The 8,887-nt window shown below is 54.2% G+C and carries 8 protein-coding genes; 5 read left to right on the forward strand and 3 right to left on the reverse strand.

Annotated features, from left to right (window positions below):
• Positions 1-110 precede the first annotated feature (110 nt).
• Positions 111-398 (reverse strand): hypothetical protein, encoded by a 288-nt coding sequence (locus ACTBDZ_RS12455; RefSeq protein WP_438815544.1) that lies wholly within the window; start codon positions 396-398, stop codon positions 111-113.
• 87 nt (positions 399-485) lie between these two features.
• Between ACTBDZ_RS12455 and ACTBDZ_RS12460 the strand changes: the two genes are divergently transcribed.
• The gene (locus ACTBDZ_RS12460; RefSeq protein ID WP_438815545.1) at positions 486-2,834 is read left to right on the forward strand and encodes an SbcC/MukB-like Walker B domain-containing protein; all 2,349 of its coding nucleotides are present in this window, start codon (positions 486-488) and stop codon (positions 2,832-2,834) included.
• A gap of 27 nt (positions 2,835-2,861) precedes the next feature.
• Here the strand turns inward: ACTBDZ_RS12460 and mak are convergent, their stop codons facing one another.
• Positions 2,862-3,770: a fructokinase gene (gene mak, locus ACTBDZ_RS12465; RefSeq protein ID WP_438815546.1), complete on the reverse strand. Its 909-nt coding sequence runs from the start codon at positions 3,768-3,770 to the stop codon at positions 2,862-2,864.
• Positions 3,771-3,959: 189 nt separating this feature from the next.
• Here mak and rdgC point away from each other — a divergent pair, with 189 nt between their 5' ends.
• From rdgC to mdtI, 4 genes are all read left to right on the forward strand, one after another.
• Positions 3,960-4,871 (forward strand): recombination-associated protein RdgC, encoded by a 912-nt coding sequence (rdgC, locus tag ACTBDZ_RS12470; RefSeq protein WP_438815547.1) that lies wholly within the window; start codon positions 3,960-3,962, stop codon positions 4,869-4,871.
• Between the two features lie 24 nt (positions 4,872-4,895).
• Positions 4,896-5,369, forward strand: coding sequence for an NUDIX hydrolase (locus ACTBDZ_RS12475; RefSeq protein WP_438815548.1), 474 nt, complete (start codon positions 4,896-4,898; stop codon positions 5,367-5,369).
• Positions 5,370-5,864: 495 nt separating this feature from the next.
• Positions 5,865-6,233 carry a multidrug/spermidine efflux SMR transporter subunit MdtJ gene (gene mdtJ, locus ACTBDZ_RS12480; protein ID WP_438815549.1) on the forward strand — a complete coding sequence of 123 codons (369 nt, stop codon included), beginning with the start codon at positions 5,865-5,867 and terminating at the stop codon, positions 6,231-6,233.
• On the forward strand, positions 6,220-6,549 hold the full coding sequence (gene mdtI / locus ACTBDZ_RS12485) for a multidrug/spermidine efflux SMR transporter subunit MdtI (protein WP_438815550.1): 330 nt from the start codon (positions 6,220-6,222) through the stop codon (positions 6,547-6,549). The genes mdtJ and mdtI overlap by 14 nt, the downstream gene beginning before the upstream one ends.
• A gap of 201 nt (positions 6,550-6,750) precedes the next feature.
• Here the strand turns inward: mdtI and ACTBDZ_RS12490 are convergent, their stop codons facing one another.
• A complete protein-coding gene (locus tag ACTBDZ_RS12490; RefSeq protein ID WP_438815551.1) occupies positions 6,751-8,541 on the reverse strand; it encodes a methyl-accepting chemotaxis protein in 1,791 nt (596 codons plus the stop codon).
• Positions 8,542-8,887 lie beyond the last annotated feature (346 nt).

The following is an 8,887-nucleotide window of genomic DNA, read 5'->3' on the forward strand; positions in this document are numbered from 1 at the left end:
GCCTTGTTATAGGAGGGCCAGTTAGTGATTTTAAAATTTTGTTTTGCCATGGAGACCTGATTTTGAAACAACTATGGTGATCTGATCCGATGATTACCCAAACTTTCTATTTATTCAACAAAGCCCAGCAGCAACAGCAGTTGTTGCTGCAAGCGCAACAGGCACAGCAGCAACACAATGCCGCACGCTAACAGGAAGAAACGCTGATCGAGCAGCAGGTGATACCTCTCGATCAGCACCTCGCGAACCAAGGGGAGCGCTGCGCCCAATACCGCCTGGCGTTGAGCCAAACACAAACGCAGCGTGATAGCGAGCAGCAGCAACTGGCTGACCTGCTTCGCCAGCGCGATACCCAGCAAACCCAGCGTAAAACCCGACTCAATTACCAGCAGCAGCATCCTCATCACCGTCACTGGGGCGAACAGCTTGGCGCGTGGCGCGCGGCATTCCAGGACCAGCAGCGCCTGTCAGAGGAACTGGCCGCTGTGGATACACAGCAGCAGCGCCTGACCAACGATGAACAAGCGATGGCGCGCAAGCAGGCTGAGATGAGTGAACAACGTAGCGCGCAACAGCAGCGCTATGACACCTTGCAGCGTCAATGCGAACAGCAGCAACAAGTGTGGCAACAGGCAGAAACGGCGAATCCGATTGCCGGTTTGCGTGAGCGTTACGCGGCGCACCAGCGTGCACGGCAAGCGCGGCGACAGCTCGGGGAATTAACGCAAGCACTCAGCAACCTGTGTCAACAACAGCAAAATAGCGCCAGCAAATGGCTCACGCTGGACCAGCGTTTTCAGGTCGACATGCAGAGCAACGACATGCAACGCAAGGACTGTCAGCGTCTGGAGCAGCAGTTGAACGATGTCGAGCAGCGTGTCGAACTGGAAAAGCGCATCATCAAACTGGAAGATGAACGCGCACTGCTGCAACCGGAAAAACCCTGTCCGCTGTGTGGCTCTACGCACCATCCGGCGATTGCGGAGTATCAAACGCTGGCGCAAACCGCGTTCGAGACACAAGTGCGTATGGCACAACTGCGCACGCTGTGTCAGCAGGAGCGCAGTGAATTGGCACAGCGCGAGGGTGCGCTCGCCGCATTGTCAAAACAGCGTGACGAACTTCAGGACGAGCGGGCCGAACAGGAAAAGCTGTACCAAACGCGCTATACCGCTTGGCAACAGGTGAGTGAGCATTTACACGTAACCTTCACGCCCGAGCAGGAACAAGAGATTGCCGAGTGGCTGACCGCCTGCGATCGCGAAGCAGATATCCTGTTTAGCCAGATAGAAGCGCAAGAACAGCTGCAACGCAGTTGGCAAGATAGTAAGGATTCACTGACTACGGCGCAGCAGCAGCGTCAGGAAACAGAACAGCAGCTTGCCCTGCTGCAACAGCGTATTCAGGCGCTCCGGGAAGGGCTTGCCGAGGCCGCACACAAACAGCAACAGCTCACCGCTGCACTGACAACACAGCAAGAAACACTCGCCGCGGCGCTCGCGCCCTACGCGTTGGTTCCGCCTGCCCTTGCCGAACAACAGCACTGGTTGGCGGAACGTGCCGCCGAAGCGGAACGTTGGAAAACCACCGAACAGCAGTTGCAGCAGGATGACAACACGCTGGCCTCACTGCATGCAACCGTGCAGGAGCGGGAAAAAACATTACAGGCTCTCGACGCCAGCGCCGCACTACAGCAGACACAATGGCAGGACGGGGAAAAACAGCTGGCAGCCTTACGGCAGCAACGCCATGCCCTGTTTGGCGATCGTGACACACAGCAGGTGCGTCACGAATGGCGGCAGCGCAGCGAACAATATCAGCAGAACGTTGATAAGTTAGCCGTCACGCTGCAAGAAGCAGCAGCACAGCTCGCCCGATTAGCGGGAGAGTTGGCCGGACAACGCGCACACCTCGAACACAGTGTAGAGGCGCAACAGCAAGCCGCAGCACAGTTTGCGACAGCCTTGGCGCACAGCCCCTTTATTGATGAAGCCGCGTTCCAGCAGGCGCTGTTGGATGACGACACGCGTCAGGCGCTGCGTACCAAATTCGACGCAGTACATCAGGCCGTCACGGAAACCAAAGCACTGCTACAACAGGCCGCCGTCGCGTTGAACACGCATCTGGCCCAGCGTCCAGAAACCGTGCCGGAGGACGACGCGGCCGCAACGCCTGAACAACGGCTGGAACAACTTGATAGCGCACTGAAAACCAATCTCTATCAACAAGGTGAATGCCAGCAACGGCTGCGCAACGATGAGATGCAACGGGATAAACAGCAAGCGCTACTACAGGAGATCGAGCAACAGAGCCAACAGTATGCCGACTGGAGCTGTCTCAACGACCTTATTGGCTCGCAAAGTGGTGATAAATTCCGTAAGTTCGCTCAGGGGTTAACGCTCGATCATCTGGTATATCTGGCCAACCTGCGCCTTGCCCGCCTGCACGGCCGTTATCAGCTACAGCGTAAAACCGATGATGAGCTTGGCCTGCATGTGCTCGATACCTGGCAGGCCGATGCGGTGCGCGATACCCGCACCCTGTCGGACGGTGAGAGCTTTTTGGTCAGTCTGGCGCTAGCGTTGGCGCTCTCCGATCTGGTGAGCAACAAAACCCGTATCGATTCGCTGTTTCTGGATGAAGGGTTCGGCACGTTGGATGCGGATACACTGGACAGCGCTCTGGATGCGCTGGATAACCTCAATGCCACCGGCAAAACCATTGGCGTTATCAGCCACGTGGAGGCGATAAAAGCGCGTATCTCCACGCAAATCAAGGTCAAAAAGGTGAATGGATTGGGCGTGAGTCAGCTTAATGAGCGCTACGCCCTGTAGCGCTCTGCTTACACAGGCGTAGGCGCGTTATGCTGCCGGCCACAGCCAGGCTGCACCGCGTACACCGCTGGAATCACCGTGGGTGGCCTGACGAATCGGCGTGGTGCACTCCTGACCGAAGATCCAAGGGGTTATCAGCGCGGGCAGCGTCTGATAAAAACGCGGGACATTGCTCATCCCGCCACCCAACACCACGACGTCCGGATCCAATAAATTGATAACGTGTGCGATGGATTTGGCCAGACGTTGCTCATAGCGTTGCAGAGCTTGTTCTGCGGCGCTATCCCCCTGACGCGCTAATGAAACAATGGTTTCCCCATTGCAGGCATGGCTCGTGACATGGCGATAGTCGGCAGCGAAACCGGTGCCGGAAATAAAGGTTTCAATGCATCCGCTTTGACCACAATAGCAAGGCACGGCCTGCGCAAACTGGCGCTCTTGCTCATTCAGCCAGGGCAATAGGTTATGCCCCCATTCGCCAGCGATGCCGTTGCGTCCGGCATGAGCTCGTCCGTTGAGCGCAATGCCCGCACCACAGCCGGTACCGATGATAATGGCAAACACTACATCGAGTCCGGCACCAGCTCCGTCCACCGCTTCAGACACCGCCAGACAGTTGGCGTCATTGGCGAGGCGCACCGGGCGCTGCAACAGTGCGGAGAGATCGTTATCCAAAGACTGATCGTTCAACCACACCGAATTGGCGTTTTTTACGTGATGGGACAGTTGTGACAGGGTGCCAGGAATCCCCACGCCGACGCTCCCGGTCATTCCAGTTGCCTTTTCGGCTTCGTTAACCAGCGTAGCAATGGTGTTCAACGTTCCCTGATAGTCATCACGGGGCGTCGGCAGACGATGGCGGAACAGCGTTTCGCCGTGATCCCCCAGTGCGATGACCTCCGTTTTGGTTCCGCCCAAATCAATTCCAATACGCACAACGCCTACTCAGAAAATTCCCATAATTAATGAATAAATATAAAATTTTTCAAGTATATGTCACAAGGTAACTTTATTCTAGTGTATACGTAACCACCATTACGCGCTGCACTTGCACGCCAAATCCGCTATGATGCGTCCCTCCCCTTTTCATCCGCGTGCCGCGCACGCACCGCCAGGGATAACACCATGTTGTGGTTTAAAAATGTTATTATTTATCGCCTGAACCGCGATATCGCCCTTTCTACTGATGCGTTAGAAAAACAGTTGAGTGAGTTCGCCTTTACCCCCTGCGGGAGCCAGGATCTCTCTCGCACCGGTTGGGTATCCCCGATGGGCGCTCACAGCGATGCACTGACCCACAGCGTTAACGGCCAACTGCTGCTCTGCGCACGCAAAGAAGAAAAGATGCTGCCGTCTCCGGTGATCAAGCAGGCGCTCCAGGCCAAAATCGACAAACTGGAAGCCGAACAGCACCGCAAACTGAAAAAAACCGAAAAAGACACCCTGAAAGATGAAGTGCTGCATACGCTGCTGCCGCGCGCCTTCAGCCGCTTCAGCCAGGTGTGGCTATGGATTGATACCGTCAATCAGTTGATTATGGTTGATGCTGCCAGCGCCAAGAAAGCCGAAGATACGCTGGCGCTGTTGCGCAAAACCCTGGACTCACTGCCCGTGGTGCCCTTGGCGCTGGAAAACTCTATTGAACTCACCCTGACCGAATGGGTGCGCTCTGGCGATGTGCCAGCCGGTTTCACCCTGCAAGACGAAACCGAATTGAAAGCGATTCTGGAAGACGGCGGTGTGATCCGCTGTAAGAAGCAAGATCTGGTAAGTGATGAAATCGCCGTGCATATCGAAAAAGGTAAAGTGGTGACCAAACTGACCCTCGACTGGCAGGAGCGCATCCAACTGATACTGGCAGAAGATGGCACGCTGAAACGCCTGAAGTTCGCCGACACGCTGCGTGAGCAGAACGACGATATCGACAGGGACGATGTGGCTCAACGCTTTGATGCCGATTTTATTCTGATGACCAGCGAGCTTTCCGCGCTGACGACCAATTTGGTTGAGGCGTTGGGCGGCGAAGCGCAGCGCTAAACAAAACAGGGAAGAGAGTGCGTTATGCGACATGAGATTCCGGTCCGCTGCTTTTCCATAGCGCTTTATGTACTGCGCCCGGCGCAGGCTGGCTATCAAGTCCTGCTGCTGCGCCGCAACGGCCACACCCAGCCAGGGCAGTGGTGCCAAATAGCTGGTGGTATTGAAGCCGGGGAGAGCGCCTGGCAAACGGCCCGACGTGAAGCGAAAGAAGAGACGGGATTGCAGTTAACCGATCTCTACTCAGCGGATCGCTGCGAGCAGTTTTACGAAGCGGATAACAATGGCCTGACGCTGGTACCGGTGTTCGTGGCTTATGTCGCTGCCGACGCTGACATTGTGCTTAACGCCGAGCACAGCGAATTCCATTGGGCTACCTTTGAGGAAGCGGCCCAGATGTTGCCCTTCCCCGGCCAGCGCAACATCCTGCATCACATTCATCGTTACTTTGCCGAACAGCAGCCACATCCCTTGTTACGGATGCCGTTGGACGTTTAGCCCTTATTCCAGTAAGCTTTAGTGGCACAGCCCGTTTGACCACCAGCAACGGTGCAGCGTCTGTCTGCACCGTCATTAAACCAATACCTAATGACACACACTCACGCCGAGGGCTGGTTTGCTTTCCCCTATAAGGCATGCTACAAATACAACAGCGTAATATTCTTTTAATTTCGAGGAATGTGGACAAATCGCATTATTTGCGGCGGGTAATACAGAATCATCATGAAGAAAATACAGAACAAAACCATCATTACTTCCATCTACATGCTATTCCTTTCAGCCATTCTTGCCAGTGAGCATCACTGGTGTAGTGAACTTTAGGTTTCTCACTGAATTCAGCGATGGCAACGCCACTCTTGCACGTTTGTCTGCTGATCCTCCTCTTTATCGCATCTGGGAGTCGATCTCTGCGGTATCGCTGTACCCTGTTTTCACGGGGACATCGCGGGCATTACCCAGATGCTACGAGTCACCCTATCAGGGAGAAACATAATGATTTACTGGATCTTTTTAGCCTGCGCGATTGCGGCAGAAATTATCGGCACATTGAGCATGAAATACGCCAGCCTCAGCGGTAGCCCGCTGGGACATATGGTGATGTATGGCATGATTGCACTCTCCTACCTTTTGCTATCGATCGCCATAAAGCGCGTTGCAATGGGCGTGGCTTATGCATTGTGGGAAGGTATCGGTATTATCTTTATCACGTTGTTTAGCGTCATGCTGTTTGATGAATCCCTTTCAGTGTTAAAAGTCATCGGACTGGCAATATTGCTGGTGGGTATCCTGCTGGTGAAATCGGGCGTACGTAAAGCCCCCGCGGCCAATACAACACGAGGAAACCATCATGTTACCGTTTGAATGGCAGCATGCGGCGTTCCTGGGCCTGGCAATTGTGTCGGAGATTGCCGCCAACATTTTCCTTAAACTGTCGGACGGCTTTCGCAACCTGTGGCTTGGGATGCTATCGCTGATAAGCGTATTGGCCGCATTTAGTGCGCTGGGGCAGGCTGTAAAGGGCATCGATCTCACCGTCGCTTACGCGCTGTGGGGAGGATTTGGCATTGTAGCTACCGTGGCAGCCGGGTGGATATTGTTCGGCCAGCGACTCAACAAAAGCGGCTGGGTTGGATTGGGGCTGCTGTTGCTGGGAATGGTGCTGATTAAACTGGCGTAAAAATAGAGCGTCTGACACATCGACCTCAAACCGTCATTCCCATCCACCTCCGTCATTCCCGCGAAGGCGGGAATCTCTGGCCGGTGAACGCGTTTCGTCTCACAGAGATCCCCGGCTTTCGCCGAGGATGACGAGGGAGAAGCTGGCTTGGTCATCAGTCTGAGCGCCTTGCGGCGCTCTTCATGTCCTTATCTCCAGGCATTACACCTTGAAGTGCCCGACCGTGGAGTGTAGCTCTTCCGTTTGCGCCAACAGCGCTTCGGTAGCCGCTGTCGATTCCTGCACCAGCGCCGCGTTTTGCTGCACCATGGAATCCAACTGCGCCATCGCCTTGTTGATCTCCTGAATGCCACGCATCTGCTCATTCGCCGCGTGGGTAATTTCCGACATTACGGTGGTCACGGTAGAAACGCCGCCGACAATCTCCTGCATGGTGTTGCTGGCCTGGCGCACCTGCGTAGAGCCAGAGGTCACGCCGACCACGGTCGCTTCAATCAGGGTTTTGATCTCTTTGGCTGCCTGCGCGCTGCGTTGTGCCAGCGCGCGCACTTCAGATGCAACCACGGCAAAACCACGCCCCTGCTCACCCGCTCTTGCGGCTTCCACCGCCGCATTCAGCGCCAGAATATTGGTCTGGAAGGCAATGCCGTCAATCACACCAATAATATCGCCGATCTTGCCGGACGCGGCGACGATATCTTCCATGGTCATAATCACATCCGAAACCACTTTACCGCCGATGCTGGCATCTTCAGACAGGATTCTCGCCTGATTGTTCACATGCTGTGCCGAACTGGCCGATTCTGTGACCGCCGCTGAGATTTGCTCCAGCGAGGCGGCAGTTTGTTGAATACTCGCCGCCGCTGACTCCGTGCGTGCAGAAAGATCGTTGTTACCTAACGAAATTTCATCCACGGCGACTTTCACCGAGGCACTGATATCACGAATCTGAATCATCACCATGCTGAGTTTGTCGATAAAGACGTTGAATGAGCGGGCAATCTGCGCCACTTCATCATGGCCTTCATCGGGCAAACGCTGACTCAAATCGTTGTTACCATTGCTGATGTCATCCATCGCATCGCGCACTTGCAGCAGGCGTTTAAGGGTTTTGGTAATGATGGCGCCAACAACCAGCGAGCCGAGCAGTGAAATAATCACCAACGTTATCACCGATGTGGTCAGCAGTGAACGCATGCCCGCCTTGGCTTCTGCCCGGTCGAGCGCCACCAGAATGTACCAGTCGGTGCCCGCAATCGGGGCCGCCCGCACCATACGCTCCGCGCCGCCCATCGCCACGGTCACCGGATGCTGCGCGGTCAGTAATTCGCTGAGTACAACGCCCGGTGCAATATCCGTGATATTTTTCAGCGTCAGACTTTCATCCGGATGCGCAATGATCACACCGGTTTTGTCTATCAGCACGCCAAAACTGGCCGGTGTCGGGTTGATGGAGCGCACGTTGGCAATCACATTTTCCATCGTCACGTCACTGCCCAATACGCCTTTAACGCTGGAGCCTGAAACGACCGGAGAAACAAATGACACCACCAGTTTATTGGTCACCATATCAATATAAGGCGTAGTGGCGACCGGTTTGCCCATCTGCACGGCCTGCTTGTACCAGGGGCGTACTGTCGGGTTGTAATCTGACGGAATACCGCCCGGATCGGCAAATTTTGCCGTGCCATCCGCATACCCCATATAAACGTTCAGGAATTTCCCCGCAGCTACCATCTGTTTGAACAGCGGAATCGGGTCCTCATGGGTCAACACCCAGTCATTCATGGAAGAGATCATCTGAATTTTTGACGCCACCCAGTCACTGATGGCCAGACTGTGGCTACTGGTTACCGAATCCAGCGTATCTTCGATAGAAGACTCATTCGCATTATTGGCAATGGTGTAATTCAGGTAGGTATTTACGGCGAGGGAAAAAACCACAATAGACGCACACACCGCCAATATGCGCGCTCGCGTTGTTTTCAGCATAAATCACTCTTAGTGGAAGATAGCTATATATTCTATAACGACAGAATAAAATCAAACTTGAGCTCGTATCGTGGCGCTAAAGAAGATGTATAACAGGAAAATAGAACTTAGTATGATATTTTTCACTCATTCAGGCATGCACTTCACGGTTCATTACCAGATTGGCATAAAAAATCAGTTTATTTCATCAAATAAAATGATATCACCGGGATAGTGTGCTTATCCGTCATTCCGCACCTACTTTAAGAATAAATTCGACGGTATCGCTCGCCGAGAACATCAACGATGGTCTTGTGAACAGAATTGAGGTTGGATACTTGTGGTGGTCTGTCACCAATACTGAACT

This window comes from Symbiopectobacterium sp., assembly GCF_051710365.1.
Classification (GTDB): domain Bacteria; phylum Pseudomonadota; class Gammaproteobacteria; order Enterobacterales; family Enterobacteriaceae; genus Symbiopectobacterium.